The organism is Pseudomonas sp. DWRC2-2, assembly GCF_049897885.1.
Taxonomy (GTDB): Bacteria; Pseudomonadota; Gammaproteobacteria; order Pseudomonadales; family Pseudomonadaceae; genus Aquipseudomonas; species Aquipseudomonas azotoformans_A.
This window is the reverse complement of record NZ_JAFCXD010000001.1, coordinates 551,801-578,696: the sequence shown is the minus strand read 5'-3', so window position 1 is coordinate 578,696 and position 26,896 is coordinate 551,801. Positions and strand designations below refer to the sequence as shown.

Below are 26,896 nucleotides of genomic sequence, written 5' to 3'. Positions count from 1 at the left end.
AGCCTCTGCCATGTTGAAATTTTCTGCTCACGAGTACCCTTATCCCTCGCAGCGCCAGAGTGTGTTTGCCCAGCGCGGCATGGTCGCGGCGTCCCAGCCCCTGGCCGCCCAGGCCGGTATCGAGGTCATGCAAAAGGGCGGCAATGCCATTGATGCCGCCATTGCCACGGCGGCCGCTTTGACGGTGGTGGAGCCCACCGGCTGCGGCCTCGGCGGCGATGCGTTTGCCCTGGTCTGGTGCAAGGGCCAGTTGCACGGTTTGAATGGCAACGGCCATGCGCCGGCGGCCTTGAGCATCGAGGCGGTCAAGGCCGACGGGCATGACCAGATGCCGCTGTATGGCTGGACGCCGGTCACGGTGCCCGGTTGCCCGTCGGCTTGGGCGGAGCTGTCCCAGCGTTTCGGTAAGTTGCCGTTTGCCGAGTTGCTGCAACCGGCCATCCGCCTGGCGCGCGACGGTTTCCCGCTGTCGCCGGTGGTTGCCTATCAATGGCAACTCACCCTGGAAGAATTCGCGCCCCATCGCGACGCGGCGCTGGACGCCTGGTTCGACACCTTCCTGATCGACGGCCGTGCGCCACAGGCCGGGGAGATGTTTCGCAACCCGGCCCAGGCCCGTACCCTCGAAGAGCTGGCGGCCACCCGCTGCGAAAGCCTGTATCGCGGCGCGCTGGCCGAACGCTTGGACGCGCATTCCAAGGCCAGCGGCGGCTACCTGCGCGCCAGCGATCTCCAGAATTACCGCGCCGAGTGGGTGGAGCCGATCCACGTCAACTACCGGGGGGTGGACGTGTGGGAAATCCCACCCAGCGGCCAGGGTTTGGTGGCGTTGATGGCGCTGAAAATCCTTGAAGGTTTCAGCTTCGATCACCGCGACAGCCAGCAGACCTGGCACCGCCAATTGGAGGCAATGAAACTCGCCTACAGCGACGGCCTGCACTACATCACCGACCCGCTGCACATGCGCGTGGCCGTTGCTGACCTGCTCAGCGATGACTACAGCGCGCGCCGCCGTGGACAAATCGGCGAACAGGCCCAGCCGCCCAAACCCGGCGACCCTCACGCCAGCGGCACGGTGTACCTGGCCACGGCCGACGCCGAAGGCAATATGGTTTCGTTCATCCAGAGCAACTACCACGGCTTCGGCTCCGGCGTGGTGCTGCCCGACAGCGGCATCGCCCTGCAAAACCGTGGGCAGGAGTTCAGCCTTGATCCAGCACACGCCAACTGCCTGGCGCCCGGTAAAAAAACCTTCCACACCATCATTCCCGGCTTTCTCACCAAGGACGGTCAGGCTCTCGGCCCGTTCGGCGTGATGGGCGGCTACATGCAGCCCCAGGGCCATGTGCAGATGGTGATGAACCTGGTGGATTTCGGCCTCAACCCGCAAGCCGCGCTGGATGCGCCGCGCTGGCAATGGCTGGGCGACATGAAAGTGGGCATCGAACAGGGCGCGTCCCGCGAATTGGCCAACGCCTTGGCACGGCGCGGGCATCAGGTGCAGATCGCCAGCGACCTCACCGACTACGGGCGCGGGCAGATCATTCTGCGTGATCCGGTCAGTGGTGTATTGTGCGGCGGAACGGAGCCGAGGGCGGATTCAACGATCGCCGTGTGGTAAGCGAAAAAAATTGGCGGAGCCTGTCCCTTTTTTTCATCTCGCCTGTCATTCCAGGCAAGTGAACACTATCGAGAGCTTCCGCCAATGCCCGTCGTCCGTCCCTTGCTCAAACTGAGCCTGCTGCTGAGCCTCAGCGCCAGTCCGTTTTTCGCTGCCGTCAGCTATGCCGAAGACACCGCCACCCGCCGTAGTTATCAGGTGCCCGCCGGCAGCCTGAGTGCGGCGCTCACCCGCTTCGCCGGGTTGGCGGGTGTCAACCTGTCGGTGGACCCGGCGTTGGTCAGCGGGCGCAGCAGCAGTGGTTTGTCCGGCGAATATGGAGTGGAGGAGGGCTTTGCGCGCTTGCTGCAAGGCTCTGGCCTGCAACTGCAACCGATGGGCGCACAGAGCTACATGCTGGTGCCGGCGCCGGACGGCAGCACGCTGGAGTTGGCCCCGACGTCGATCCTCGGCACCACCGGCCTGTATGACGGCGACACCTACGCCGGCGGCCAGGTGGCGCGCCGCACGGCCCAGGGCATGCTCGGCACGCGGGACTTCATGGAAACCCCGTTCAGCATCACCACTTACACCGCGGATGCGGTGAAGAACCAACAGGCCCGCACCCTCGGCGACCTGATCGCCGCCGACCCTTCGGTGCGCGCGACCAACCCGGCCGGTGGGCGTTACGAGCAATTCACCATTCGTGGGTTCAGCCTGTTCAACAGCGACGTAGCCTACAACGGCCTGTATGGCGTGCTGCCGACCTACACCATCGACATGGAAATGGCCGACCGCGTCGACATCCTCAAAGGCCCGAGCCAGTTGATCAACGGCATCTCTCCGCGTGGCAGCGTGGGCGGCGGGATCAACGTGGTGCCCAAGCGCGCCACCGACAAGGACATCAACTCGTTCACCGGCAACTGGGCGTCCGACAGCCAGGCCGGCGGTGCGGTGGACATTGGTCGACGCTTTGGCGAAGACAACCAGTACGGCATCCGTTTCAACGGTGTGAAGCAGTCCGGCGACACCGCCTGGGACCACCAGAGCGTCGACCGCGAAATGGCCGTGCTGGGCCTGGATTTCCGTGGCGAACGCCTGCGCCTTTCCACCGACATCGGCCACACCGAGCGCGACACCGATGCACCGCAAGAGCGCGTGCAGGTGGCGGCCGCAGCGCCGGTGCCCAGCGCTAACGACGTGCGCCGCAATTATGCGCAATCCTGGAGCAAGGCCCGCACCAACGACACGTTCGGCACGGTCAATGCCGAGTACGACCTCAGCGACAACGTGATGCTCTACGGCGGCGTGGGCGCGCGCAAAAGCAACCACGACTTCCTGCGCCACGCGGTGTCCGTGTCCAATGCGGCCGGTGATTTCAGCGTGCAGCCACGGGATTTCACCCGCGATGAAAACGTGCGCACCTACACCGCTGGCGTGCGTAACTGGTTCCATACCGGGCCAGTCACCCATGAGGTCAACCTCGCCGCCAGCTACTTCGATATGGACTTCACCAACGGTGGCGCACGCTATGGGGCGGCGCCGAGCAATCTCTACAACCCGGTACAAACACCGACGCCGTCCACAGCTACCCGCCAGGACGCCAAGGTCTACACCGAAAACAAATTCAGCGGCGTGGCCTTGTCCGACACCCTGGGCTTCTTCGACGACCGCCTGTTGCTCACCCTCGGTGCCCGCTGGCAGCGCGTGAAGGTGGATGACTGGAGCAACGGCGTCAAAGGCGACACGGCCTACGACGAAGAAAAGGTTTCGCCGTCCGGCGGCCTGCTGTTCAAGGCCACCGACAAATTGTCGCTGTACGCCAACTACATGGAAGGCCTGAGCCAAGGCAAGATCGCGCCGTCCACCTCGCGAAACGAAGACGAGATCTTCCCGCCGTTCATCAGTCGCCAGGTGGAAGTGGGCGCCAAGTACGACGCCGGCGCGTTCGCGGTGACTGCCGCCGTGTTCCGCATCAAGCAGCCAGCCTATGAAACCAATGCCACCACGCGGCTCTTCGGCCCCAATGGCAAACGCGAGAACTCAGGCGTAGAGCTGAGTGTGTTCGGCGAACCGCTCAAGGGCTTGCGCCTGCTCGGCGGGGTGATGTACATCGACAGTGAACTGAAAGACACCACCAACGGCACCTGGGACGGCAACCGCGCCCCGGCGACGCCCAAGTACAACGTTAACCTCGGCGCCGAATGGGATGTGCCGGGCCTTGAAGGCCTGACGCTGACCAGCCGTGGCATCTACTCCAGCTCGCAGTACCTGGACCAGTCCAACGTCAAGGAAATCGACGCCTGGAACCGCGTTGACCTGGGTGCGCGCTACGCGTTCAAGGTGGACGACAAACACATCACCTTGCGGGCGAATGTGGAGAACGTCGCCGATAAGCGCTACTGGAGCTCGGCCGGCGCGTCGGATGACAGCGAGCCGGGGCTGACCTTGTCCACGCCGCGTACCTATCTGCTGTCGGCTACCGTCGACTTCTAACGGCTGTACGTCGATCAAAATGTGGGAGCAGGCAAGCCAGCTCTCACACTGGATTTTCGGCGTTAATGAGAATGTTTTTTGATCACGCCGCCCCGATATGGAATAGTACCCGCCGTTTTCCCCAGCCTGTCTAGCCGGGGTGTTTTAACGCCGAGGTCCTTGTCATGCGAATGCTGCGCTCCATCCCCACTCTTGCCGCCTGTGTGTTGGCGTTGTCTTCAAGCCTGCTGAGCGCCGCGCCCATCGACCTCAACGACGGCCAGCACGCCGTGCATCTGCCGGATGCACCCAAGCGCGTCGTGGTGCTGGAATTCTCCTTTCTCGACAGCCTGGCCGCCGTCGAGGTAACGCCCGTTGGCGCTGCCGATGATGGCGATGCCAACCGCGTGTTGCCCCGCGTGCGCCAGGCCATTGGCCAATGGAAGTCCGTGGGCCTGCGTTCGCAGCCGAGCATCGAGGAAATCGCCCGGCTCAAGCCGGACCTGATCGTTGCCGACCTCAACCGTCACCAGGCGTTGTACAACGACCTGGCGAGCGTCGCGCCGACCCTGTTGCTGCCGTCACGTGGCGAGGATTACCAGGGCAGCCTGAAATCCGCCGAACTGATCGGCAAGGCGCTGGGCAAGAGCGAACAGATGGAAGCGCGCATCCAGAAGAACCGCGAAAACCTCAAAGCCATCGCGCAACAGATCCCGGCCGGCGCCAGCGTGTTGTTTGGTGTCGCCCGTGAAGACAGTTTCTCCGTGCACGGCCCGGACTCCTACGCCGGTAGCGTGCTCGAAGCCATTGGCCTGAAAGTGCCCTCGGTGCGCGCCAACGCCGCGCCCACCGAGTTTGTCAGCCTGGAGCAACTGCTCGCCCTCGACCCCGGTTGGTTGCTGGTCGGTCATTACCGTCGCCCGAGCATCGTTGACAACTGGAGCAAGCAGCCGCTGTGGCAAGTGCTGGGTGCGGTGCGTAATAAACAGGTCGCGGAAGTGGACGGCGACAGCTGGGCGCGCAATCGCGGTGTGCTGGCCTCGGAGCAGATCGCCGAAGACGCGCTGGCGATTCTCAAGGGCGGTAAAGCCGTACTGAGCCAATAAGCATGGGTCGAAGTCTCGCGACGGCCGGCATTGTGCTACTGGGTGCCGGGTTGTTCTGGCTGTCGCTGTACAGCTGGTCGCCGTTCACGATCACGGCGACGGATGCGTGGAATGGCCTGGTTCACCAGGGTAGCGTGGGCGGCAATATGGCCTACATCGTCGCCCAATTGCGCGTGCCGCGGGCGCTGTGTGCTGCGTTGGTCGGCGCCTGCCTGGGCTTGGCCGGTGCGTTGATGCAAGGCATTACCCGCAACCGCCTGGCCTCGCCGTCCTTGTTTGGTGTGACGGCCGGGGCGGCGTTGGGTTTGGCGCTGTTTTCCACCGGGTTGGTCGCGCCGCTGTTTGCCGGTGGTGCGTTGTTGATGACGTGCCTGGGCGGCGCGTTGGCCTGGGTCACGGTGTTCAGCCTCGGCGGCGCCTGGTCACCAACCACCGCCCAAGGGCGCCTGGTACTGGCCGGTGTGGCCGTGGCGGCGTTGTGCGCGGCATTGACCCGGCTCACGGTGATCCTGGTCGAGGCCCAGGCGCAAAGCGTGCTCAATTGGCTAGCCGGTTCCCTGGCCAATGTCGGCGCCGCGCAGGTGCAACTGCTGTGGCCGTGCACCTTGATCGGCGGCCTGTGGGCGCTGTGGTGTGCGCCGCGCCTGAACCTGATCAACCTTGGCGAAGACGCCGCGCGCTCCCTGGGCGTGGGCATTGCCAGCCTGCGCTTGCAGGTGTTCATCGCCAGCCTGTTGCTGGTGGGCGCGAGCGTCTGCGCGGTGGGGCCGATCGGGTTTGTCGGGCTGATCGCGCCGAATATCCTTCGCCAGTTCCTCGGGAACGACTACCGCTGGCTGATCCCGCTGAGCGCGGCATTGGGGGCGGTGATCGTGCTGGGCGCCGACCTGCTCAGCCGCGCCGTGGCGTTTCCGGTGGAGACCCCGGCGGGTGTGGTCACCGCGCTGATCGGCGCGCCGTTCTTCCTCTTTCTTGCCAGGCGCGCCCTATGACCCGGCCTCCCTTGCGCCTATGGCTGCTGCTCGGCCTGTTGCTGCTGGCGACGTTGATCAGCCTCAGTGCCGGCACGGTGTGGCTCACGCCTGACACCGTGCTGGACCGCCTGCTGACCCACGACGCCCTCGACTTCGAAGTCTGGAACCACCGCCTGCCACGCAGCTTGATCGCGATCCTTGCCGGTGCAGCCTTCGGCCTGGCCGGGGCGATTGTGCAGGGGGTGATCCGCAACCCACTGGCCTCGCCGGAAATCCTCGGCGTGACCCAAGGCGCCGGGCTGGCACTGACCGTGGCGATCATCAGTTGGCCGCATTTGCCGATTGTGTGGCTGCCGCTGGTGGCTTGCCTGGGCGGGGCGGGCGGCGCGTTGCTGCTGGCGCTGTACAACACCGGGGTGAGTTTTTCCGGGGTGCGGTTTGCCCTGTCCGGGGTGGCGATTGCGGTGACTTTGTCCAGTGTTACCGAGTTTCTGATCCTGTCCCATCCGCTGGATATCAACACCGCGTTGCTCGCTCTCACCGGCAGCCTGTGGAGCCGCAACTGGCACCATGTGGCGCTGGTGTTGCCGTTCCTGGTGCTGATCCCGTTGGGGCTGTGCCTGGCCAAGCCGCTGAACCTGATCGCCCTCGGCGATGAAGCCGCCCATAGCCTCGGCACGCCACTGAGTCGCACACGCTGGCTGGCGATGGCCTGCGCGGTGCTGCTGACCAGCCTGGGCGTGGGTGTGATCGGGCCGATCGGTTTTATCGGCCTGGTCGCGCCGCACATGGCGCGGCGGTTGGTGGGCGGGCACCACCAATACCTGTTGCCGGCGGCGATGCTGATCGGTGCGTTGCTGCTGGTGCTGGCCGACACGTTGGGACGCACGTTGATCGCGCCCAGCGAAATCCCCGCCGGGGTGCTCACGGCGGTGATTGGCGCACCGTATTTTCTTTGGTTGCTGGCACGGTTCAAGGGCTGATCACATGAGTATTCTTCACGCACGCGAGCTGGATATCGGCTACGGCACCACGCGCATCATGCAAGGCCTGTCCTTTGCGCCGCCGACCGGAAAGGTCACCGCCTTGATCGGTCCCAATGGCTGCGGCAAGTCGACCCTGCTTAAGGCCTTCGCGCGCATCCTTAAACCGACCCAGGGCGAACTGACGCTGGATGGCCAGGCCTATGCCAGCCTATCTGCCCGCGAATTGGCACGGCAGATCGCGTTCTTGCCGCAGGTGCTGCCGGTGCCCGAGGGCGTCAGCGTGCGCGAGTTGGTCGCCTATGGCCGCAGCCCGCATAACTCGCTGTGGGGGCGTTTGAGCGGCAGTGATCAAACTCACGTGACCCAAGCCATGCAGCGTCTGGAACTGGACGTGTTGGCTGATCGCGCTCTGGCCGATCTGTCCGGCGGCCAGCGTCAACGCGCCTGGCTGGCGATGGTGTTGGCGCAGAATGCGCCGGTGGTGTTGCTGGATGAACCCACCACTTACCTCGACATCAGCCATCAAGTCGAACTCATGGACTTGATGGGCGAACTGGCCGCTGAAGGCAAGACCGTGATCACGGTGCTGCACGACATCAACCAGGCTTGTCGGTATGCCGACCACCTGGCGGTGATGCACGGCGGCAAGTTGGTGGCTGATGGTGCGCCGCAGGCAGTGATTACTGCTGAGTTGATGAGGCAGGTGTTTGATGTGCAGGTGCAGATCATCAATGAACCGGTGTCCGGCACACCGATGTGCGTGGTTGAAAAAAGCACCCGTTTTCAAGCCTGACGCGGGTCAAATGTGGGAGTTCAGTTGATTTCCACTGCTTTCTTCACGTCGATTGCCTTGGGCAACAGGCGGTTCTGATAAAACAGATCCGCCGTCGCCTGCTGCGCCGCGATGATCGTGTCGTCAATCGGCAAGATCGGCGAAGGCGGGCGGTTATCCATGTAACGCGCAATCACCTCGGCAGGCAGCCCCATAAACCCTGTCAGCACTTTCAAGCTGTCTTCACGCTGGCTGCGGGTGAGCGCTTCGGCAGCGCTGAGCTCATCGAGCAGGTCATGTACAAACACGCCATTGGTCTTCGCATAGTCGCGTCGCGCGGTATACACCGGCCCGGATAAACCCAGGCCTTCACCATTGGCCAGCACATGGCTGGGGCTCTGGCTCAACGCCAAGGATGAATAGGGCTCCCAGATCGCCCAGGCATCCACGCTGCCGCGCTCAAACGCCGCGCGCGCATCGGCAGGTGGCAGGTACACCGGCTGGATATCCTTGTAGCTCAGGCCGGCTTTGTTCAGGGCGCGCAGGATCAGGTTGTGGGAACTGGAACCCTTCTGGAAGGCGACTTTCTTGCCCTTCAGGTCCGCGACTGAATGCAACGGGCTATCGTTGCGCACCAGGATGGTTTCGGCGCTGGGCTTGGGCGGTTCGGCGCCGATGTAGACCAGGTCCGCACCCGCCGCCTGGGCGAACAGTGGCGGGATGTCGCCGGTCGAGCCAACGTCCAGTGCGCCCACGTTCAGTGCTTCCAGCATCTGCGGGCCAGCGGGGAATTCGATCCACTTCACGTCGGTATGCGGGAAGCGTTTTTCCAGCAGGCCATGTTCCTTGGCGAGTACCAGGGCGATAGAGCCTTTCTGGTAACCGATGCGCAAGGTGGTGGGGTCGGCCGCCAGTGCGGTTTGAGTGACGGCCAGCAGGGCGAGTAACAGCGCCGGAATCTTCATGCATCATCCTTTTTGAAGCGGTTTTCGGGGCGCGCCAAGCCGAGGTTTTCACGCAAGGTGGCGCCGGTGTATTCGGTGCGAAACAGGCCGCGCCGTTGCAGCTCCGGCACGACCCATTGGGCGAAATCCTCCAGCCCACCCGGAAGGTGCGGCACCAGGATGTTGAAACCATCGGCAGCGCCGTTTTCGAACCAGCGTTGTAGCTCATCGGCGATCTGCGCGGGCGTGCCGATCAGGCTGTAATGCCCGCGCCCGCCGGCAATCCGTCGGCCCAACTGGGCGAGGGTCAGGTGTTCGCGGTGAGCCAGGTCACTGAGCAATTGTTGACGGCTGCGTTGCCCGCTGTCGGTCAGCGGCAACTCCGGCAACGGCCCGTCCAACGGGTAGCCGGACAAGTCGAAATTACCCAGCATGCGGCCCAACAGGGCGACGCCCACTTCGGGCTCGACCAGGTCCTGGAACGCCTCGAATTTCGCCTGGGCTTCGGCCTCGGTCTGGCCGACCACTACGAACACCCCTGGCATGATTTTCAGCGAATCCGGCTCACGCCCGTATCTTTCAAGGCGCCCCTTGAGATCTGCATAAAACGCCTGCGCATTTTCCAGCGACGTTTGCGCGGTAAACACCACTTCTGCCGTTTGCGCCGCCAGTTCACGGCCGGTTTCCGATGAACCCGCCTGCACGATCACCGGGTGGCCCTGCGGCGAGCGCGCCACGTTCAGCGGGCCCTTGACGCGGAAATGTTCACCGACATGGTCCAGCACATGCAGCTTCGCCGGGTCGTAGTAGTTGCCGCTGGCCTTGTCCCGCACGAAGGCATCGTCTTCCCAGCTGTCCCACAACCCGGTCACGACCTGATGAAACTCCCTGGCGCGGCTGTAGCGCTCAGCATGGCCGAGGTGTTCATCGCGGCCGAAATTCTGCGCTTCAGCGGCGGCATCCGACGTCACCAGGTTCCAGCCGGCACGGCCGCCGGACAGGTGATCCAGCGAGGCGAATTTGCGCGCCACGTGGTAGGGCTCGTTGTAGGTGGTGGTCGCCGTGGCGATCAGGCCGATGTGGTCCGTCACCGCACTCAACGCCGCGAGTAACGTCAGTGGTTCGAAGTGATCCGAACGCGCCATATGGCTGGCGATTTCACCCGTGGCCGCCGCAATACTATCCGCCACGAACAGCGTATCGAACCTGGCCGCTTCAGCCACCCGTGCCAAATGCTTGTACTGGGCAAAATCCAGCCCGGCATTGGCCGGCACGTCCGGGTGGCGCCAGGCGGCGACGTGGTGCCCGGTGGCCATGAGAAAGGCGCCGAGTTTGAGTTGACGGCTCATGCTTAGAAATCCTTGCGCAGTTGCACGCCGAAGTAACGTTCGTCGTCACGGGGCACGGCGCGGTAGATGTAGTTGCCGCCGCTGGCCAGCAGCGGTGAGTAGGATTTGTCGGCGAGGTTCTTCGCCAGGAAGGCGACGCGCCAGCCATTGCTGTAGTCGGCCAGGGCCACGCTGGCGTTCCAGATGCCGTAGGCGCCTTGTTTGGTGTCGAGGTTCTGGCTGATGTCGTACTGCACTTCGCTCTGCCAGCTGTAGTCGGTGCCCAGTTCGATGTCCAGGCCGTTATCCAGCGGGAGGGTGTAGTCGGCGCGCACGTAGCTTTTCCAGTCCGGGCTGAAGGGCAGCGGCTTGCCATTCACGTTGCAGGTTGCGGCGGCACCGGCCGGGCAGGCGAATTCATCGATGCGCGCGCGGGTGTAGGCCAGGGCACCGGACAGCTTGAGTTGCTGGGTGGCCTGCAAGGCGTAATCCAGCTCGACGCCTTCGGTGCTGACGCTGCCGGCGTTGATCAGGCGCGTCACCACTTGCCCGGCGACCGTGTCGAAAAAGTTGGCCTGGTAGTTGTCGTAATCGCTGTGGAACACCGCCAAGTTGGTGGTCAGGCGGTTGTTCCAGGCGGTGGCCTTGATCCCGGCTTCCCAGGTGTTGGAGGTTTCCGGCTTGAGCGCGTCGGTGTCACGCGGCTGCATATTGAAGAACACGTTGTAAGCCGGGCCTTTGTAGCCGCGCGAATAGGTCAGGTAGCTGGTGACGCTGTCGCTGATGTCGTACTGCACACCCAGGCGCCCGGACCAACCGTCTTCGTCCACCGAACCGGAACTGGACGTGGCCGGTTGAATCCCGCTGACCGTGGTGGCCGAAGTGGAGACGCGGCGGTGATCGTATTTCAGGTCATCGTGGGTGTAGCGCAGACCGGCGATGCCACGAAAGCGCGAGGTGAAGTTCAGCGTGGTCTCGCCGAACACCGCGTAGCTGTCGTTGGTGGTGCTGTAGTCGGCGATGCCACGGTCGGTGCGCGTGGTGGTCGTGAGGGTGCGCTGGTAGGTTTCTTCGTCCTTGCCGTGCATGTAGAACAGGCCGCCGACATATTCCAGGAACTCACCTTTGGGCGAGGCCAGGCGCAGTTCCTGGGAGTACTGGTTGAACTCCAACTGGCCTTTGTCGGCGGTACCGGGAAAGGCGGCCGTTACGGTGCCCAGGCGGTCGCCGTCCTGGTATTGGGTGTTGTCCCAGCCGCGCCAGGCGGTGATCGACGTCAGGGTGTAGTCGCCGAGGTTCCAGTCCAACTGGGCGGACAGGCCCTTGTTGGTGTCTTCCACGTGGCTGCGGGTATCGGTGTTGATGTCGCGGTTGTCGCTGGACGCCTGCACCGGGCGCAATGCGTTGGCGAATGCCGGTGACAGGGACTTGCTGACCACGCCATTTGGCGCGTCGTCGTGGGACTGCATGTAGTCAGCGATCAGAGTCAGTTTCAAGTCGTCGTTGGGGGTGAATTCCAACTTGCCGCGAATGCCCTTGTGGTTGTAGCCGTTGACCTCCTGGCCATTGTGCTGGTTGTCGACATTACCGTCGTAGCTGCCGAACAGCGTACTGATCGAACCTTTGAGCACATCCGGCACCAGGCTGCCGCCGATGCCGAACCGGGTGCGGCTTTCGTTGCCGCTGTAGAAGGATTGGTCGATATAGCCGTGGGTTTCAGCAGTGGGCGCCTTGCTGGTGATGTTCAGCACGCCGGCTGAGGCGTTCTTGCCGAACAGCGTACCTTGGGGGCCGCGCAGTACCTCGATGCGTTCCAGGTCGAGCAGGTCGAGGGTGGCCTGGCCGGGGCGGGCGTAGACCACACCGTCGATCACCGTGGCCACCGTCGGCTCGACGCCGGGGGAGGTGGAAATGGTGCCCACGCCGCGCACGAACAACGAGGTGTCCTTGTTCGAGGCGCCGGTGCGGAAGTTCAGCGACGGCACCTGCTGCGCGATGCTCGCCACGCCGTTGCGGTTGTCGCGCTCCAGCTGTTCGCCATCGAGGACCGAGACGGCCACCGGGACTTTTTGCAGTGATTCTTCGCGGCGGGTGGCGGTGACGGTCACCGATTTGAGTGTCGGCTCCTGCGCATCGGCCGCAAAGGCACCGGGGGCGGGAAGGGCGGTCAACCCGGCCAGGATCAGGAAAGTGCTGCGTTGGAAGTTGTGCATGCTGTGCCCGCTCGAAAAGAATGCCCTGAACCGCTGCGGTTCTTGCGACCGTCAGCGCCTGTGAAATGTCTTTGGCATTCGCTCGAGCGAGTAGCAGACAACGCGCCTTGTTAGCGCTAACATCGGCATTATTGGTAGGTCTGGTTTAGAACGTCAAATACTGAAAAATTAGTCCTATATTCTTTTTGGTTTTTAACAGGATCATCCCGTGAGCGAAGACAAACCGCGCAAACGCCGTGGCGCCGGGCGTGTCACCTTGAGCACCGTGGCCCGTCAGGCCGGGGTGTCGGCAATTACCGTGTCGCGTTACTTCAACCAGCCGGAGCAGGTGTCGCCCGAGCGCCGCGAGCGCATCGCCGGGGTGGTGGCCGAGCTGGGCTATGTGCCCAACCTGGTGGCCGGCGGGCTGGCGTCGGCGCGTGGGCGCATTGTGGCGATGGTGATCCCGAACATCTCGGGGCCGATCTTTGCCAATACCATCCAAGGCTTCAGCGACACCCTCAGCCGGCATGGCTATCAACTGTTGTTGGCGTCGAGTTACTTCAGCGCCGAGCAGGAAGAGAGCGCGGTGCGTGCGTTCCTTGGCTGGTCGCCGGCGGCGCTGGTGCTGACCAGCCGCTTCCACAGCGCGGCGACTGAAAAGATGATCGCCGACGTGGATATCCCGGTGGTAGAAACCTGGGACTACGTGCCCGAACGCGCACCGTTGCAGATCGGGTTTTCCCACTTCGAAGTGGGCGTCACCGCTGCGCGCTATCTGCATGGGCAGGGTTATCGGCGCATTGCTTTCGTGCAGAACAGTGCAGCCGGGGACTTCAGCGCCATGGAGCGGGGCGAGGGTTTCGCCGCGACCTTGATCGCGTTGGGTGTGCAGCCCTGGGTCTTCTCTCCCGACCCAGATCGCGCACCCTTCGAAGCGGGTAAACAGGCCATGGAAGTATTGATGAGCCATGCCACGCCGCCGGATGCGATCTTCTTCGCCAATGACAACCTGGCGGCCGGTGGTTTGCTGGCTGGGCAGCGGGCCGGACTGAAGATCCCCGAGCAGTGCGCAGTGCTCGGTTTCGGCGATTACCCGTTCGCCGAAATGCTGCTGCCGAGCCTGAGTACGATCAAACCGCCCGCATTGGAAATAGGTGTATTGGCCGCCACGCGTGTCCTGGAAAGTTTGGGTGTGCTGCCTGTAGAAGATGAAGTAACGCGTTTGAATTTATTGGAGTGCCGTTTGATCGCGCGTGAAAGCGCCTAAGTGGCTAATTGCAACTAGTCGAGTGATGGCTATTAGCTGCTAAGGCTCTGGCGCGAGTGTCTTGGCGCTTATGTTTATTTTATTCCCCTCCTTCAGGAACTAGGTCTATAACTTCCAGTCGATAACCCCGGCTTACTCTATACGGGGTTGTGGCTAACTAATGGCATGTTTCCGTAGTTTCAAATAGCCATACTTTCTCGCAACACTAGATACCTGAACATTATGTCGTCAGCGCCTATCGATGCCTGCCAGATGCAAATCCCGCACCCCGAACAGGTGTGCGCGTGGCTGATGCAGCATGCCGGGCTGAAAACGGTGGATCTGGAGCGCGCCCGACGCTTGTCCACGGACGACCTGCTGAGCCTGCTGACGCGCTTGGGCCTGGTCTCCGAAGTCGAACTGGCGCGTGCCTGGGCCGCGTTGCTCGACGCGCCGCTGCTGCTGGCCGACGCCGCACCGCCGTTGCTCGATCCCTTGCCTGCACTGACCGAACGCTTCATGCGTCACTATCAAGTGGTGCCCATGGGTTGGAACCACAACGGCCTGCGGGTACTGGCGGCCAACCCTGCGCAACATTATCCGTTCGAGGCCCTGGCCTATGCGTGCCAGGTGCCGGTGTGGCTGGCGATCGGCCCGCGCAACGAAGTCGATACCCTGATCGAGCGCTACTACGGCCAGGGCCGCTCGGCGATGGGCACGCTGATCGAGAACCTCGATGAGCAGGGCGGCACCCAGGAAGATATCGAACACCTCAAGGACATGGCTTCCGAAGCGCCGGTGATCCGCCTGGTCAACCTGATCCTGCAACGCGCCGTGGAGCAGCGCGCCTCGGATATCCATATCGAACCCTTCGAAAACCAACTCAAGGTGCGCTATCGCATCGACGGCGTACTGCACGACGCCGAAGCGCCGCCGGCCAGTTCGTCGGCGGCGGTGATTTCGCGGGTGAAGATCATGGCGCGGCTGGACATCGCCGAACGTCGGCTGCCCCAGGACGGGCGCATCATGCTGCGTATCCAGGGCAAGGAACTCGACCTTCGCGTGTCCACGGTGCCCACCAGTTTCGGTGAGTCGGTGGTGCTGCGCCTGCTGGACCGGCAAACCGTGCAGTTCGACTTCCCGAGCCTGGGCTTCGACGGCCAGCGCCTGGCCACTTTCCTCGACCTGCTGGAACGACCCCACGGCATTCTGCTGGTCACCGGGCCCACCGGTTCCGGCAAGACCACCACGCTCTACACCGCGCTGTCGCGGCTCAACACCGCCGAGCGCAAGATCATCACCGTGGAAGACCCGGTGGAGTACCAGCTCGAAGGCATCAACCAGATCCAGGTCAAGCCCGCCATCGGCCTGGACTTCGCCGGGGCGCTGCGCTCCATCGTGCGCCAGGACCCGGACGTGATCATGATCGGCGAGATCCGCGACCTGGAAACCTGCCGCATCGCCATTCAATCGTCGCTGACCGGTCACTTGGTGCTTTCCACCCTGCACACCAACAGCGCCGCGGCGAGTATCACGCGGCTGCTGGACATGGGGGTGGAAAGCTACCTGATCGCCTCGACCGTCAGCGGCATTCTCGCCCAGCGCCTGGTGCGGCGCCTGGACCCGGCCAGCCGCGTGGCCTTTGAAGCGCCGCCGGAACTGATCGCAGAACATGGGCTGGATCGTCTGACCGAACAACGGCCGATCCTGCTCTATCGCGGTGACTATCACGGCCGCAGTGCCCTGACCGAGCTGCTGGTGATGAACGACGAACTGCGCGGCCTGTTGATGCGTCACGCCGATGCCGCCACGTTGGAACAGGCTGCTCGCCGCGCTGGTTTGCGCACCCTGTATGAAGAGGGACTGCGCCAAGCGCTGGCGGGTATTACCTCGTTGGAAGAAGTGCTGCGCGTTACCCGTGGGGACGGCGCGTGAGCCTGTTCAAGTTCCGCGCCCTGGACAGCCACGGTGTGCCGCACAACGGTACGCTGCAAGCCAAGGATCAAGTCGCCGCCGTCGCGGCCCTGCACAAGCGCGGCCTGTTGCTGTTGCAGATTGAAGCTGCCGGCAGCCCCTTGCTGCGCAACCCACGCGGGCAGTTGAAGGGCGCGGCGTTGGTGAGTTTTACCCAGCAACTGGCCACGTTGCTGGGTGCCGGTCAGCCCCTTGAGCGTTCCCTTGGACTGTTGCTCAAGCAACCCGGCCAACCCCAGGTGCGTGCACTGATCGAACGCATCCGCGATCACGTCAAGGCGGGTAAACCCCTGTCCGCCGCATTGGAACAAGAGGGCGGCAGCTTCTCACCGTTGTACCTGAGCATGGTGCGTGCCGGTGAAGCCGGTGGCGCGCTGGAAAGTACCCTGCGTCAGCTCAGCGATTACCTGGAACGCAGCGAGCGGCTGCGCGGCGAGGTGATCAATGCGCTGATCTATCCTGCCTTCCTGGTGGTGGGCGTGCTCGGTTCCCTGGCGTTGTTGCTGGCGTATGTGGTGCCGCAGTTCGTGCCGATTTTCCAGGACCTGGGCGTACCGATTCCATTGATCACCGAAGTAATTCTGGCCTTGGGTGAGTTCCTTGGCGCCTATGGCCTGGTGGTGTTGGCCGGGCTGATCGTCGGCGGTGGGTGCTGGGCCGTACGCCTGCGCAATCCAGCATTTCGGGAACAATACGATCGACGCCTGCTCGGCATCCGTGTGATCGGCCCGTTGCTGCAACGGGTCGAGGCGGCACGCCTGACGCGTACCCTCGGCACGCTGCTCAGCAACGGCGTGGCGTTGCTGCACGCCTTGGTGATCGCGCGGCAAGTCTGCACCAACCGCGCGTTGCAGGCTCAGGTGGCGCATGCGGCGGAATCGGTGAAAGGCGGCGGCACCCTCGCCAGCGCGTTTGGCAGCCAGCCGCTGTTGCCCGAACTGGCGCTGCAAATGATTGAAGTCGGCGAACAGGCCGGCGAACTCGACAGCATGCTGCTCAAGGTGGCCGACATCTTCGACGTCGAAGCCAAGCGCGGCATCGACCGCCTGCTGGCCGCACTGGTGCCGTCTTTGACCGTGGTCATGGCGGTGCTGGTGGCGGTGATCATGTTGGCGATCATGCTGCCGCTGATGAGCCTGACCAGCAATATATGAAGGAGCTTGACCCATGAGAAAACCCCGCCGCCAAAGCGGTTTCACCCTGTTGGAAATGCTCGCGGTGATCGTGCTGCTGGGCATCGTCGCCACCATTGTCGTGCGCCAGGTCGGCGGCAATGTGGACAAGGGCAAGTACGGCGCGGGCAAGGCGCAACTGGCCAGCTTGAGCATGAAGATCGACAGCTACGCCCTCGACGTCGGCGCACCACCCACCAGCCTGCAACAGCTGGTGGACAGACCCGGCGGCTATGCCAAACCGTCAGACCTCAAGGACCCGTTCGGGCATGCCTTCGGCTATCGTTTTCCCGGCGAGCACGGCGCCTTCGACCTGATCTTCTACGGCCAGGATGGCCAACCGGGTGGCGAAGGTTATAGCGCCGACCTGGGCAATTGGGAGTAACGCCGCCATGTTCCAGCGCGGCTTTACCCTGCTGGAGATGCTGGTGGTGATCCTGTTGATCAGCCTCGCCGCCAGCTTGCTGGGGCTGGGCGTACGCCAGGGCCTGCAGGCGGCAAAAGAACGCCGCGCTGTGGGGCAGATGGTGGAGGCGCTGCGCACCACGCGGGCGGGGGCGATAGTCAGCGGGCAGGCGGCACGGACTTCATTCGATATGGAAGGCCGTACGTTCCAGGCGCCGGGACGTGCGCTGCAACGGTGGCCGTCCGAGCTGCAAGTGACGCTGCACACTGCGGAGCAGGTGGGCCCTGGCGTCGAGTTCTATCCCGACGGCAGCTCCACCGGTGGCAATCTGTTGGTGGCCAGTGGCACCCGGCGTTGGCGCATCGATATCGGCTGGCTCACCGGCAGCGTGCAATCCAAGGCGCTGCCATGAAGCGGCAAGGCGGTTTCACGCTGCTGGAAATGCTTGCCGCGCTGACGCTGATGGCGGTGTGCAGCACGGTGCTGCTGGTTGCGTTCGGCCAAAGCGCGCGCTCGTTGTCCCAGGTGGCCCACAGTGATCGGCTTACCCATGCGGCGCTGACGATTTTCGATCAGGAGGCTGCAGGGCGACTGAGCAACGGCGTCAGCCAGGGCGAACTGGACGGCATCCGCTGGCAACTGACCAGTACCCGACAACAAACCCATATTTTTCGCCTCGACCTGGTCCTCAGTGAGGGTCCGCACCAGGCCCGTTTCAGCACCTTGAAGGCGCGCCTGTGAAGCGCCGCGAGCAGGGCTTTACCTTGCTGGAAATCCTCGTGGTGCTCAGTTTGTTGGGCGTTTTGCTGGTGCTGGTTGGGGGCGCATTGCTGGGTGCCAATCGCGCCGTGTCCAAGGCCCAGGCGTATACCGTGAGCCTGGACGAAGTGCGCGCCGCTCAACAGTTTTTACGCACGGCGATCAGCGAGGCGTTGCCGCTGGCGGTGGGCGAGGGGGATGGGTTTTTCGTTGGCACGGCGCAGCGGCTGGAATTCGTCTCGACCTTGCCCGGCGTGCTCGGTGGTGGAATCCACCGGTTCAGCCTGCAACAGGTCGAACAGGATTTGCAGGTCGGGTTTTCTCAACGTGAACCCCAGGTGTTGCTGAACCACCTTGAGGGCCTGCAATTCAGTTATCGCGGCGTGTCTGCGCTGGGTCAGCCCACCGGTTGGGTCAGTGACTGGCCATGGCCCAGGCGCTTGCCTGCGGCCGTGCGCATCGCCGCCAACGTCGACGGCCCGGTGCCCTGGGTGACCCAGGTGATTGCCCTGCGCTTGAACCTGTCCAGCGGGAGCGTGGAAGAGTGAGGCGCCAACGCGGTGCGGCCCTGCTGCTGGTGCTGTGGGTGCTGGCGTTGCTCAGCGTGTTGCTGGGCGGCCTGGCCGGCTGGGTGCAGTTGGAAAGCCGCCAGGCCCTGTGGCTGCGCCAGCACACACAAACCGTGCTGGCCGCCGAAGCCGGTATCGCCCTGGTCATGACCGACCGGCGCTGGGTGGCCGATGGTCGCGAGATCCCCCTGACGTTTGATGATGCCCAACTGCACGTCAGCCTGCGCAGTGAGCGCGGCAAGCTCTACCTGATCAACGCCGAGGCGCAGGACTTCACCCGCCTGGCCCTGGCCTGCGGCGCCACCCCGGCCCAGGCGACGCAACTGTCCAAGGCTCTCCAAACACGCCGCCAACAAGGCCTGGCGCCGTTCCGGGTGCTGGAAGAAGTGCGCCAACTGCCTGGCATGACCCAAACCCTCTACAGCCAGTTGCTGCCCGAGATCACCTTGTGGAGCGACCTGGATCGCCCCGATCCCGCCTTCGCCAGCCCGCTGATGCGCAAGGCGCTGAACCTGCCGCGCCAGAACGCCGAAGGTGTCGACCCTGGCGAAGTACTGGTGGTCGACAGCCGCGCTGAGCGCCCCGGTGGTTATCAGGCGCGGCTGCAAGTCACTGTTTTATTGAGCCCATCGGAGGACAGCGCACAACCCTATCGGTTGTTGCGTTGGCAAGAATGAATCGACTGGAACCCATCGCCCGACACTGGCGCGGTAGCCTGCTGCAACAGGGTTGGCGCTTGTGGCTCGCGGAGTTGCGCGCCTGTGTGCCGAGTTGGCTGGCACGGCCAGAACCGCCGGAGCAGATCCACCACTGGCCGTTGGCGGCGTCGGTTGCGTCGGACAGCACGCGCCAGGTGCTGATGCTTGGCGCGGATGACGTACTGCTGCAACACGTGCAACTGCCATTGGCCGCCGGGCGTAACCTCAACACGGTGGTGGGTTATGAACTGGACCGCTACACCCCATTCGAGGCCGACCAACTCTACTTCGTCGCGCGCCAGGAGCGGCGCACGCCGACGCACCTTGAGGTCACGCTGGTGGCGATCCTGCGCGAACGCCTGGACCCGATCCTCATCGACTGCGCCGCGCTCGGCCTGCATCCCCATCGCGTGGATGCGGCCAACCTCGGCATCGACCTGCTGCCCCCGCCGCTGCGCCCGCGCCAGCGTCCGCCGGGCATGGGTTTGCAACGCAGCCTGCCGTGGTTGTGCGGGGCCTTGCTGATCGCGGCGATGCTGCTGTGGCTCAACGACCGTCAACGCGTCATCGACGCCATGCACGCCAGTGTGCAGCAACAGAAAGCCGAGGTCGCCGAAGTGCATGCCCTGCGCCAGCAACTGCTCAATACCCGTGGCGCGGCCCAGTACCTCATCCGGCGCAAACTGGCGCAACCGCCCCTGGCCGCGCTACTCAACGACCTGACCACTTGCCTGCCCGCCGACACCTGGCTGGATCAGTTGGACGTCAAGGACGGCGAGATTTCCCTCTCAGGTCAAAGCGCCAAGGCCAGCGCACTGATTACCCGTATCAAAGGCTGCCGCAGCCTGGAGAACGCCCAGTTCGAAGGGGTGATCCAACCCGATGCCCGCACCGGCAAGGACCAGTTTGCCTTGCGCGCCCACCTACGCCAGGAGGCCACCGATGCGCCGACCCCTCACGCCCCGTGAACGCCGCGGCACTGCCTTGCTGGTGTTGGCGTTGGTGCTCGGCACGGCCTACTGGCTGCTGGTCGACAGCTGGTTCGCCGGCCCCCTGCGCGACATGGGCGAACAGGCCGAACAGTTGCGCGAGCAACAGCAACGCTATGCCGGCGTGTTGCGTCAACGTGATGCGCTGCGCCAGCAGCTTGAGCAAGCTCGCCAGGACCCGGCCAGCAGCACCAGCCTGTTGCCGGGGGATGACCCCGACGTGGTGGCCGCCGACCTGATGCAGCGCCTTGCCGATCTGATCAACAGCCACGCCAACCTCGGCGGCGGTTGCAGCCTGACCCAGCGCAAGCCCATCACGCCGGAGCAGGACGACGGCGAGCCGTATCGCCAGGTCAAGGTCAGCCTGACCCTCGACTGCGCCATCGAACCGCTGGAAGCGCTGTTGCATGAGTTGGAATACCAGCCGCCGTTCTTGTTCGTGGATGAACTGCGCATCCGCCGCAGCCAGCAGGCACCAGCCAATGGCGGTGCAGGCAAGTTGGTGGTGCACCTGCTGGTGCGCGGTTACCTGCAACCGGCGCGGGTGACGCCATGATCAGCAGATTACGCCCCGTGGAGTGGGGCCTGCTCGGCTTGTCGGGATTGCTGGGCGTGTTGATGGCGGTGATCCTCAGCAGCATCGGTGATGAGCCGCAATGGCTGCCTGACGCGCCCACGCGCGGCCATCCCACCGCCCGGGTGCAGATCGCGCCGAGCGTCCCGCTGGAACACCTCGCCGCCACGTGGCAAGCGCCGCTGTTCAGCCCGGATCGCAGCCCGGATCGCGTCGTGGGCAAAGCCCAGGTCACCAGCCTGGCCAACCTGACCCTCAGCGGCATCATGATCACCGGCAATCTGCAAATGGCCATGCTCAAGCAGGCCGACGGCCGCGCCCTGACGGTCCGCCTCGGCCAGGCCTTGCCCAACGGCTGGCGCCTGGACCACCTGACCCCGCAATCCGCCCGATTCAGCCTGGACGGCCGCACGCAAACCTTGAGCTTCTACGCCAAGCGCCTACCGCCGCCGTCCACCCGGCCCCCCATTACTTTGCCCCGCGAGCCTCTCCCTTGATCGACATGCGCACCTCAACGTTTTGCCTGGCGACCGCTCTTGTCCTGAGTGGTTGTGGATCCTTCCCCGACCGCCTCGATCCGGACGACGACCTGCTGCACGAAGCCCTGCAAGGCACCGGCTCGCAACGCCCGCCGACCGAGCACACCGCGCCGGACAGTCCACCGCCTGCGGTTAAAACGCCAACGCAGCGCCAACTGATCCGTGGCAACCAACAGTTCGTGCGCGCGCCGGCAGCGCAGCCGGTGGCGAAAGAGGAGGGTGGCGATATCGTCTTCAACTTCGCCGACCAGCCCATTGAAGCGGTGATCAACAGCGTGATGGGCGACCTGCTGCACGAAAACTACAGCATCACCCAAGGCGTAAAAGGCAACGTGAGCTTTTCCACCTCCAAGCCGGTGGACAAACAACAGGCGCTGTCGATCCTCGAAACCCTGCTGTCCTGGACCGACAACGCGATGATCAAACAGGGTGATCGCTACGTGATCCTGCCCGCCAACCAGGCAGTGGCGGGCAAGCTGGTGCCGCAGATGAGCGTGGCGCAACCGTCCAGCGGCCTGTCGGCGCGGTTGTTTCCACTGCGCTACATCTCCGCCACCGAGATGCAGAAACTGCTCAAACCCTTCGCCCGCGAGAACGCGTTCTTGCTGGTGGACCCGGCGCGCAATGTGTTGAGCCTGGCTGGCACTCCGGATGAGCTGGCCAACTACCAGGACACCATCGACACCTTTGACGTGGACTGGCTCAAGGGCATGTCGGTGGGCGTCTTCGGGCTGCAACGGGCTTCCGTGGCCGAGTTGATGCCCCAGTTGCAAAGCCTGTTCGGCCCTGACAGCGGCATGCCCCTGGCCGGCATGCTGCGTTTTTTGCCGATTGAGCGGACCAACTCGGTGGTGGCGATTTCTTCCCAGCCGCAGTACCTCAGCGAAGTGGGCGACTGGATCCGTACCATCGACGAGGGCGGCGGCAACGAGCCGCAGATGTATGTCTACGACGTGCGCAACATGAAGGCTGCTGATTTGGCCAAGTACCTGCGGCAAATCTACGGCACCGGCGCGATCAAGGACGACACACCGGCGAAGGTCGCGCCAGGCCTGCGCACGACGACCCTGTCGTCGCTCAATACCGGCGGCCTGCAGAACAACCCACCTGCCGCCGAAGCGCCGGAGCCGGAAGAGAAGGAAGTCGCCCCCACCAACGCCCTCGAAGCCGGCACCCGCATCACCGCGCAAAAGAGCAGCAACCAGTTGCTGGTGCGCACCCGTCCGGCACAGTGGAAAGAGATCGAAGCGGCGATAAAACGCCTCGACAACCCGCCGCTGCAAGTGCAGATCGAGACGCGCATTCTTGAGGTCAAGCTCACCGGTGAACTGGACCTGGGCGTGCAGTGGTATTTGGGGCGGCTGGCGGGCAACTCCTCCAGCACCACCGTGGCCAATGCTTCCGGCAGCCAGGGCGCGTTGGGCGGTGGTGGGGCCGGGTTGGGGGCGACGGATTCGTTGTTCTACTCGTTCGTCAGTTCGAATTTGCAGGTGGCGTTGCATGCGCTGGAAACCAATGGCCGTACCCAGGTGTTGTCGGCGCCGTCGCTGGTGGTGATGAACAACCAGCCGGCGCAGATTCAGGTGGGGGACAACATTCCGATCAACCAGACCACGGTGAATACCGGGGATGCGGACACCACCTTGAGCAGTGTCGAGTATGTGCAGACCGGGGTGATTCTGGATGTGGTGCCACGGATCAATCCGGGTGGGTTGGTGTACATGGATATTCAGCAGCAGGTCAGTGATGCCGAGAGTCAGAGTGCCAATAGCGACACACCGGTGAATCCGCGCATTTCGACGCGTTCGGTGTCGACACAGGTGGCGGTGCAGAGTGGGCAGACGGTGTTGCTGGGGGGGTTGATCAAGCAGGACAACGGGGAGAGTGTGAGTGCGGTGCCGTATCTGGGTCGGGTGCCGGGGTTGCGGTGGTTGTTTGGGAGTACGAGCAAGTCGAAGGATCGGACGGAGTTGATTGTGTTGATTACGCCTAAGGTGATTACCAGTAGTGGGCAGGCGCGGCAGGTGACGGATGATTATCGGCAGCAGATGCAGTTGTTGCGGCCTGGTAGGTAGGTGTACATATCCGTTATTTAGGTAACGGCCGCCTATGGTTCCGCTCTTACAGCGGGTCACTTTTGGAAGGACCCAAAAGTAACCAAAAGGCCTTCGCCCCAACACTCGGTGCCTCGCCTAGGCTCGGCATGCCCTCACTCCGGCTTGAATCCGTGGGCCGCCGCGATGGGCCATCCTTGGCCCAGCGCGGCTAACCCGGCGTCCTGCCGGGTTACCCACGGATTCAAGCCTGCGTTCGGCCAGCGTGTTTAACGGGGCGCCTAAGATCAAAATCAAAAGCGACTCGCTTCGCATCGTAGATACGCGGTCCCTGTAGGAGCCGGCTTGCCGGCGAAAAACATGAGAACGCCGCGTTTTGTCTGGTTACCCGCGTCACCGTTAATTACCATCGCAGGCAAGCCAGCTCCTACAAGGGACCGCGTTTGCCCTTGCCTTTGCTCTACACCACTCAAGCCGGCTGTCAGGCCGCTGTGCTCTTGCTTTTGATTTTGATCTTAGGCGCCCCGTCAAACACGCTGGCCGGAATTCGGCAGGGATTTGGGGGGTAAACCGGCAGGGATGCCGGTTTAGCCGCCCCGCGCCATGGATGGCGCGTGGCGGCGGCCCCCCAAATCACTGTCGGATTACGGGCATACCGAGCCTAGGCGAGGTACCGAGTGTTGGGGCGAAGCGTTTTTGGTTACTTTTGGCGCTCTTCCAAAAGTGACCCGCTGTAAGAGCGGAACCATAAGCGGCCGTTACCGCAGCAACGGATATGTACTCTCGGCCAGTTGCAAAAAAAACATTACCAATACGAATAAATCATCAAGCAAATAATGAAATCCAAGAATATTAGCTTATGCCCAAATAGCATTATATTTTTAAAATCCATTCCGTTATGTTTGAACTCAACAGCCTACCCCTGACCTCGGATGGTACCAATCTAGATTCGGATTCTGCGCTGACACCCCCGCAGCAGAATCGTTGGAAGGGAGTTCAACGCATGTTGCCAATTCAAACCTCGCCCCACACCTAGCTTCCCAAATCGCCCGACACCCCAAAAAAAACCGAGCACCGCGCCCGCCCGCGTAACTGCCCGACTCCGCGATTTGGAAACGCAGGAATACCTATGAAGCGAGCCCTACAACCCACCGCCGCACTGGCCCTGGCCCTCCTGGCCAACACCGCCCAAGCCCAGGACGACAGTACCCTGTCCACCGTCGTGGTCACCGGCAACCGCGGCGCCGAGCAACGCACCGTCACCAGCAGCCCGGTGCCGATCGATGTGGTCAGCGCCAAGCAATTACAGAACACCGGCAAGCCCGGCCTCATGGAAGCCCTGAGCGCCGTGATCCCATCGCTGACCCTGCCGGAAAAAACCGGCTGGGACGCCAGCGGCATCGCCCGCGCCCCGAACCTGCGGGGTCTGAGCGCCGCCGAAGTGCTGGTGCTGGTCAATGGCAAGCGCCGTCACACCGCGGCCACCCTGAATATCAATGGCATCAATACCGGTGCGGCCCCGGCCGACCTGGACCTGATCCCCATCAGCGCCATCGACCACGTGGAAGTCCTGCGCGACGGCGCCGCCGCGCAATATGGCTCCGACGCTATCGCCGGGGTGATCAACGTGATCCTCAAGGCCGACACCAGCGGCACTTCGGTAACCAACGTCGGCCAGGGGTATGACGGCAAGAAACAGACCGTGCAACAAAGCCTCAACAAGGGGTTCGAGATCGGCAATGGCGGCATTGTCCAACTGGCCCTGGACGCCCGCAGCCAGAATGACGACAACAAGGCCAGCGCCAACGGCTACACCTACGCGCAAGCCTACGAGCAAGCCGGACGCTCGACGTACGGCGGCTACGGCACGCCCAAGACCAACCTGCTGACCCTGGGCTACAACGCCGAGTTGCCGATCGACGACAGCTTCAGCCTGTACTCATTCACCACCTATTCACGCCGCAAGGCCGAGCAGGGCCAGAACTTCCGTCTGCCGACCATCACTAACACCATCACCACCGGGCCGAACGGTTACCCCGGTGGCTACACGCCGACCTGGTTCATTGATGAAGACGATTTCCAGGCGGCATTCGGCGGTAAAGGCACGGTAGGCGAGTGGGACTGGGACTTGTCCACCACCTATGGGCGCAACGACGCGGAGCAGGGCACCACCCACAACCAGAACCCATCGCTGGGCGAGGCCACGCCGAATCACTTCACCTCCGGCACCTGGATTTCCACCGAGCTGACCACCAACCTCGACTTCAAGCGCGGCTTCGATATTGGCCTGCAAAAGCCGTTGGACCTGAGCGTCGGTTTCGAACATCGGCGCGACACCTACGAGGTGCAGGCCGGCGACTATGAGTCCTATGCCAATGGCGGCTACTGCGTGGCGCCGGGCAATTGCGCGTCGTCGGGCGCGCAGGTCACCAACGGCATTTCGCCGGATGAAGAAAGCAGCGCCTCGCGCAACAGCCTGGCCAGTTATGTCGATGTGGGCTTCAACCCAGTGCCGGACTGGTACGTCGGCACGGCGTTTCGCTATGAGCACTACAACCAGGGCGTCGGCGCCACCCGCAGCGGCAAGTTGACCACCCGCTATGACTTCAACCCGCAATTCGCCGTGCGCGCCACGGTGAGCAACGGCTTCCGCGCGCCGTCTTTGGCCAACAGCCTGTTCAGTGCGCGGTCGACCACCTATGGCGTGGTCGACGGCGTGTATCAGTCGATCAACTACGGCGTGCTGCCCGTAGGCTCTGCTGCCGCACAAGCCCTCGGCGCCCAGGAATTGAAGCCGGAGCGCTCAACCAACTTCAGCCTCGGTTTCACTCTCACACCGACTGATCGCTTGAGCTTCACCGCCGATGCCTACGTGATCAACCTGCGCGATCGCATCACCCTCACCGGCACCTTGCTCGGCCCCGAGATCACCCAGGTATTACAGAACAATGGCATCAACTCCACTTCCGGCGGCCAGTACTTCATCAACGGCGCCGACACCCGCACCAAAGGCCTCGACCTGGTCAGCAACTACAGCCAGGACCTCGGCCAGTATGGTGCGGTGAAGTGGACCGCCGCGTTCAACTGGAACCAGACGCGGATCCTCAACTACAAGGAGTCCACCAATATCCTGGGCACCTCCTACGAGTTGATGAACCGCGAGGCGCGCAACCTGATCACCGGCGTGCAGCCCAGCACCAAGCTGATCCTCGGTGGCGACTGGAGTATCGACCGCTTCAACGTGAACCTGGCCCTGACCCGCTACGGCTCCTACAAAGAGGTCAACTCGTCGGCCAATCGCAACCTGGACCGTATCTACGCCGCCAAGTGGATCACCGACCTCGACCTTGGCTACAACCTCACCAAGGACCTGAACATCGCTGTCGGCGCCAAGAACCTGTTCGACATCTACCCCAAGAAACAAGGGGTGCCGAGCAGCACCATGGTCAGCAGCTATGGCGTCTATTCGCCCTACGGTTTTACCGGCGGGTACTACTACACCCGCTTGACCTATGCCTTCTGAGGCCGAGGAATTC

22 protein-coding genes are annotated in these 26,896 nt (G+C 63.3%); 19 read left to right on the top strand and 3 right to left on the bottom strand.

The genetic code is table 11. The features are described 5' to 3' along the window. Positions 1 to 10: 10 nt before the first annotated feature. The 6 genes from ACP7EW_RS02855 (at position 11) to fecE (ending at position 7,934) form a co-directional block, all read left to right on the top strand. Positions 11 to 1,621, top strand: a complete 1,611-nt coding sequence (locus tag ACP7EW_RS02855; protein WP_426215158.1) for a gamma-glutamyltransferase family protein — start codon at positions 11 to 13, stop codon at positions 1,619 to 1,621. An 84-nt stretch (positions 1,622 to 1,705) separates the two neighbouring features. Further along, a complete protein-coding gene (locus ACP7EW_RS02850) occupies positions 1,706 to 4,096 on the top strand; it encodes a TonB-dependent receptor (protein ID WP_033901711.1) in 2,391 nt (796 codons plus the stop codon). Between the two features lie 170 nt (positions 4,097 to 4,266). Beyond that, positions 4,267 to 5,181: a Fe(3+) dicitrate ABC transporter substrate-binding protein gene (locus ACP7EW_RS02845; protein ID WP_426216368.1), complete on the top strand. Its 915-nt coding sequence runs from the start codon at positions 4,267 to 4,269 to the stop codon at positions 5,179 to 5,181. 2 nt (positions 5,182 to 5,183) lie between these two features. Beyond that, positions 5,184 to 6,173 carry an iron-dicitrate ABC transporter permease FecC gene (gene fecC, locus ACP7EW_RS02840; protein WP_426215156.1) on the top strand — a complete coding sequence of 330 codons (990 nt, stop codon included), beginning with the start codon at positions 5,184 to 5,186 and terminating at the stop codon, positions 6,171 to 6,173. After that, positions 6,170 to 7,138 (top strand): iron chelate uptake ABC transporter family permease subunit, encoded by a 969-nt coding sequence (locus ACP7EW_RS02835; RefSeq protein WP_426215154.1) that lies wholly within the window; start codon positions 6,170 to 6,172, stop codon positions 7,136 to 7,138. Before fecC ends, ACP7EW_RS02835 begins: the two co-directional genes overlap by 4 nt. A gap of 4 nt (positions 7,139 to 7,142) precedes the next feature. Beyond that, positions 7,143 to 7,934, top strand: coding sequence for a Fe(3+) dicitrate ABC transporter ATP-binding protein FecE (fecE, locus tag ACP7EW_RS02830; RefSeq protein ID WP_426215152.1), 792 nt, complete (start codon positions 7,143 to 7,145; stop codon positions 7,932 to 7,934). 20 nt (positions 7,935 to 7,954) lie between these two features. Here fecE and ACP7EW_RS02825 read toward each other — a convergent pair whose 3' ends face one another. Genes ACP7EW_RS02825 through ACP7EW_RS02815 form a run of 3 tightly spaced genes read right to left on the bottom strand, consistent with a single transcriptional unit; the run spans position 7,955 to position 12,398 of the window. Then, complete coding sequence (locus ACP7EW_RS02825) at positions 7,955 to 8,878, bottom strand: sulfonate ABC transporter substrate-binding protein (protein WP_426215150.1); 924 nt, start codon at positions 8,876 to 8,878, stop codon at positions 7,955 to 7,957. Beyond that, positions 8,875 to 10,206 carry an LLM class flavin-dependent oxidoreductase gene (locus ACP7EW_RS02820; RefSeq protein ID WP_426215148.1) on the bottom strand — a complete coding sequence of 444 codons (1,332 nt, stop codon included), beginning with the start codon at positions 10,204 to 10,206 and terminating at the stop codon, positions 8,875 to 8,877. Before ACP7EW_RS02820 ends, ACP7EW_RS02825 begins: the two co-directional genes overlap by 4 nt. Positions 10,207 to 10,208: 2 nt before the next feature. Next, complete coding sequence (locus ACP7EW_RS02815) at positions 10,209 to 12,398, bottom strand: TonB-dependent receptor (RefSeq protein ID WP_426215146.1); 2,190 nt, start codon at positions 12,396 to 12,398, stop codon at positions 10,209 to 10,211. A 208-nt stretch (positions 12,399 to 12,606) separates the two neighbouring features. Between ACP7EW_RS02815 and ACP7EW_RS02810 the strand changes: the two genes are divergently transcribed. The 13 genes from ACP7EW_RS02810 (at position 12,607) to ACP7EW_RS02750 (ending at position 26,883) form a co-directional block, all read left to right on the top strand. Beyond that, on the top strand, positions 12,607 to 13,647 hold the full coding sequence (locus ACP7EW_RS02810; RefSeq protein ID WP_426215144.1) for a LacI family DNA-binding transcriptional regulator: 1,041 nt from the start codon (positions 12,607 to 12,609) through the stop codon (positions 13,645 to 13,647). A 252-nt stretch (positions 13,648 to 13,899) separates the two neighbouring features. Then, positions 13,900 to 15,561, top strand: a complete 1,662-nt coding sequence (gene gspE / locus ACP7EW_RS02805; protein ID WP_426216366.1) for a type II secretion system ATPase GspE — start codon at positions 13,900 to 13,902, stop codon at positions 15,559 to 15,561. Next, on the top strand, positions 15,558 to 16,754 hold the full coding sequence (gene gspF, locus ACP7EW_RS02800; RefSeq protein ID WP_269131306.1) for a type II secretion system inner membrane protein GspF: 1,197 nt from the start codon (positions 15,558 to 15,560) through the stop codon (positions 16,752 to 16,754). Before gspE ends, gspF begins: the two co-directional genes overlap by 4 nt. A gap of 13 nt (positions 16,755 to 16,767) precedes the next feature. Continuing rightward, entirely contained in the window at positions 16,768 to 17,157 is a 390-nt protein-coding gene (locus ACP7EW_RS02795; RefSeq protein WP_016978124.1) for a type II secretion system protein GspG, read from the top strand. A gap of 7 nt (positions 17,158 to 17,164) precedes the next feature. After that, positions 17,165 to 17,590, top strand: a complete 426-nt coding sequence (locus ACP7EW_RS02790) for a pilus assembly FimT family protein (RefSeq protein ID WP_426131794.1) — start codon at positions 17,165 to 17,167, stop codon at positions 17,588 to 17,590. Beyond that, the gene (locus ACP7EW_RS02785) at positions 17,587 to 17,919 is read left to right on the top strand and encodes a type II secretion system protein (RefSeq protein WP_061449051.1); all 333 of its coding nucleotides are present in this window, start codon (positions 17,587 to 17,589) and stop codon (positions 17,917 to 17,919) included. The genes ACP7EW_RS02790 and ACP7EW_RS02785 overlap by 4 nt, the downstream gene beginning before the upstream one ends. Continuing rightward, entirely contained in the window at positions 17,916 to 18,485 is a 570-nt protein-coding gene (locus tag ACP7EW_RS02780; protein ID WP_426215142.1) for a prepilin-type N-terminal cleavage/methylation domain-containing protein, read from the top strand. The genes ACP7EW_RS02785 and ACP7EW_RS02780 overlap by 4 nt, the downstream gene beginning before the upstream one ends. After that, a complete protein-coding gene (locus ACP7EW_RS02775) occupies positions 18,482 to 19,183 on the top strand; it encodes a type II secretion system minor pseudopilin GspK (protein WP_426215140.1) in 702 nt (233 codons plus the stop codon). Before ACP7EW_RS02780 ends, ACP7EW_RS02775 begins: the two co-directional genes overlap by 4 nt. After that, the gene (locus tag ACP7EW_RS02770; protein WP_426215138.1) at positions 19,180 to 20,172 is read left to right on the top strand and encodes a PilN domain-containing protein; all 993 of its coding nucleotides are present in this window, start codon (positions 19,180 to 19,182) and stop codon (positions 20,170 to 20,172) included. Before ACP7EW_RS02775 ends, ACP7EW_RS02770 begins: the two co-directional genes overlap by 4 nt. Next, the gene (gspM, locus tag ACP7EW_RS02765; RefSeq protein ID WP_033903056.1) at positions 20,147 to 20,749 is read left to right on the top strand and encodes a type II secretion system protein GspM; all 603 of its coding nucleotides are present in this window, start codon (positions 20,147 to 20,149) and stop codon (positions 20,747 to 20,749) included. Before ACP7EW_RS02770 ends, gspM begins: the two co-directional genes overlap by 26 nt. Then, positions 20,746 to 21,264, top strand: a complete 519-nt coding sequence (locus ACP7EW_RS02760) for a hypothetical protein (protein WP_426215136.1) — start codon at positions 20,746 to 20,748, stop codon at positions 21,262 to 21,264. Before gspM ends, ACP7EW_RS02760 begins: the two co-directional genes overlap by 4 nt. A gap of 5 nt (positions 21,265 to 21,269) precedes the next feature. Next, on the top strand, positions 21,270 to 23,381 hold the full coding sequence (gspD, locus tag ACP7EW_RS02755; RefSeq protein ID WP_426215134.1) for a type II secretion system secretin GspD: 2,112 nt from the start codon (positions 21,270 to 21,272) through the stop codon (positions 23,379 to 23,381). Positions 23,382 to 24,489: 1,108 nt separating this feature from the next. Then, complete coding sequence (locus tag ACP7EW_RS02750) at positions 24,490 to 26,883, top strand: TonB-dependent receptor plug domain-containing protein (RefSeq protein ID WP_426215132.1); 2,394 nt, start codon at positions 24,490 to 24,492, stop codon at positions 26,881 to 26,883. The last annotated feature ends 13 nt before the right edge of the window (positions 26,884 to 26,896 follow it).

Coding starts and splice junctions, on each gene's coding strand:
- gspM (WP_033903056.1), top strand. CDS start 20,147: ATGCGCCGACCCCTCACGCCCCGTGAACGCCGCGGCACTGCCTTGCTG.
- ACP7EW_RS02815 (WP_426215146.1), bottom strand. CDS start 12,398: ATGCACAACTTCCAACGCAGCACTTTCCTGATCCTGGCCGGGTTGACC.
- ACP7EW_RS02790 (WP_426131794.1), top strand. CDS start 17,165: ATGTTCCAGCGCGGCTTTACCCTGCTGGAGATGCTGGTGGTGATCCTG.
- ACP7EW_RS02855 (WP_426215158.1), top strand. CDS start 11: ATGTTGAAATTTTCTGCTCACGAGTACCCTTATCCCTCGCAGCGCCAG.
- ACP7EW_RS02750 (WP_426215132.1), top strand. CDS start 24,490: ATGAAGCGAGCCCTACAACCCACCGCCGCACTGGCCCTGGCCCTCCTG.
- fecE (WP_426215152.1), top strand. CDS start 7,143: ATGAGTATTCTTCACGCACGCGAGCTGGATATCGGCTACGGCACCACG.
- ACP7EW_RS02795 (WP_016978124.1), top strand. CDS start 16,768: ATGAGAAAACCCCGCCGCCAAAGCGGTTTCACCCTGTTGGAAATGCTC.
- ACP7EW_RS02835 (WP_426215154.1), top strand. CDS start 6,170: ATGACCCGGCCTCCCTTGCGCCTATGGCTGCTGCTCGGCCTGTTGCTG.
- gspE (WP_426216366.1), top strand. CDS start 13,900: ATGCAAATCCCGCACCCCGAACAGGTGTGCGCGTGGCTGATGCAGCAT.
- ACP7EW_RS02825 (WP_426215150.1), bottom strand. CDS start 8,878: ATGAAGATTCCGGCGCTGTTACTCGCCCTGCTGGCCGTCACTCAAACC.
- ACP7EW_RS02770 (WP_426215138.1), top strand. CDS start 19,180: ATGAATCGACTGGAACCCATCGCCCGACACTGGCGCGGTAGCCTGCTG.
- ACP7EW_RS02785 (WP_061449051.1), top strand. CDS start 17,587: ATGAAGCGGCAAGGCGGTTTCACGCTGCTGGAAATGCTTGCCGCGCTG.
- ACP7EW_RS02845 (WP_426216368.1), top strand. CDS start 4,267: ATGCTGCGCTCCATCCCCACTCTTGCCGCCTGTGTGTTGGCGTTGTCT.
- ACP7EW_RS02760 (WP_426215136.1), top strand. CDS start 20,746: ATGATCAGCAGATTACGCCCCGTGGAGTGGGGCCTGCTCGGCTTGTCG.
- fecC (WP_426215156.1), top strand. CDS start 5,184: ATGGGTCGAAGTCTCGCGACGGCCGGCATTGTGCTACTGGGTGCCGGG.
- ACP7EW_RS02820 (WP_426215148.1), bottom strand. CDS start 10,206: ATGAGCCGTCAACTCAAACTCGGCGCCTTTCTCATGGCCACCGGGCAC.
- ACP7EW_RS02850 (WP_033901711.1), top strand. CDS start 1,706: ATGCCCGTCGTCCGTCCCTTGCTCAAACTGAGCCTGCTGCTGAGCCTC.
- gspD (WP_426215134.1), top strand. CDS start 21,270: ATGCGCACCTCAACGTTTTGCCTGGCGACCGCTCTTGTCCTGAGTGGT.